The sequence below is a fragment of the Oleiphilus sp. HI0079 genome (genome assembly GCF_001635105.1).
Genome location: NZ_LWFT01001256.1, coordinates 1 through 1,188, shown reverse-complemented (window position 1 = coordinate 1,188; position 1,188 = coordinate 1). Strand labels below are relative to the sequence as shown.

The 1,188-nt window shown below is 47.9% G+C and carries 2 protein-coding genes; both read right to left on the bottom strand.

Translation table 11 applies throughout. The features are described from left to right. On the bottom strand, window positions 1-618 hold a 618-nt coding region (locus tag A3750_RS22120), incomplete at its 3' end, for a nucleoside triphosphate pyrophosphatase (protein WP_068548838.1). 4 nt (window positions 619-622) lie between these two features. Continuing rightward, a complete protein-coding gene (gene mreD, locus A3750_RS22115; protein WP_068454325.1) occupies window positions 623-1,102 on the bottom strand; it encodes a rod shape-determining protein MreD in 480 nt (159 codons plus the stop codon). Window positions 1,103-1,188: the final 86 nt, after the last annotated feature.

The window sequence follows — 1,188 nt, the reverse complement described above, 5'->3', positions numbered from 1 at the left end:
TGCTACCCCGGCAGACTTTAATGCACTATGCACTTCCATTAGAGGCAGACCAACAACATTGCTATAGCTTCCTTCAATCCGCTCAACGAAAACTGCGCCTAAGCCCTGAATACCATACCCCCCAGCCTTATCCGCAGGCTCTTCAGTATCCCAATACGCCGCGAGCTCTTGCGCACTCAACTCTTTAAAGTGCACGTCGGTTTTGACTACGTCGAGATTTAACCTAGTGACCACGCCGTCACTCAACTCACCGAGTGCAAAGCTGCTTAAAACCGTATGAGAGCTACCCGACATCAAACCCATCATTCGCTGAAAATCAGGAAAGTCGACAGGCTTCGTAAGGATTTCACTACCCTTGATACATATTGTATCCCCAGCGAGCACGATTAGCCTTGCGTTACTCAGTGCCAAACCAGCAATTTCAGTCCGTCCCTTCAACTGATCCATCGCTGCGTCGAGTTTTTCTCGAGCCATGCGCTTTGCATATTCAACTGGCTGTTCATGCAAAGCCACACTTTCATCAATATCAACCGGTAGACGATGGGGCTGATAACCAAGCTGACTAAGCAAATCGAACCGTCTCGGTGATGCAGAAGCGAGTACTAGAACCGTGTTCATCGCGTCATATCCTCAATGCCATACTAGTTCGATCGTAAATCACAACCAGGATCGGCCAGAAGAAACCACTCACCATTGCTTGAACGATTAGTTGCCCTGGATCTTGTCCGCGACTTAAGAGAGAAGTAAAGGAGTTGGAAATTAGCAAGTGGATAAGCACGATAACAAACGCAACGAGAGACTGCTGAAGCAAAGGATAAAGCTTAAAACGTTTATGCATACCAACAGCGAGGTAGGCAACGATGCTCAGTGCCAACGCGTTTACGCCAAGATACACACCGCTAACAACATCTAGCAGCAATCCGATCAAAAAGCCGATTGCGATTCCAACGGAACCAGGAGAGCGCAGCGTCCAAAAGAAAACAGTGAGCACTAGCCATTCAGGCCGCAGTGTCGCCATCATTGTTGGGAGATGAATCAATTCCAACACTAACGAGATAATAAACGTGACCGTGATGGCAAAAATACTTGGCTGATAAATCATTGTTCCGCGCCTTCTGACTTGGTCTGGTCAACGATTGAATCACCCATCGAGGCCTTGAGCCCCTCATCTTTCTGCGGAAAAACAAG

Excerpts from the sequence above, each read along its gene's own strand:
- mreD (WP_068454325.1), bottom strand. The coding sequence starts at position 1,102 with ATGATTTATCAGCCAAGTATTTTTGCCATCACGGTCACGTTTATTATC.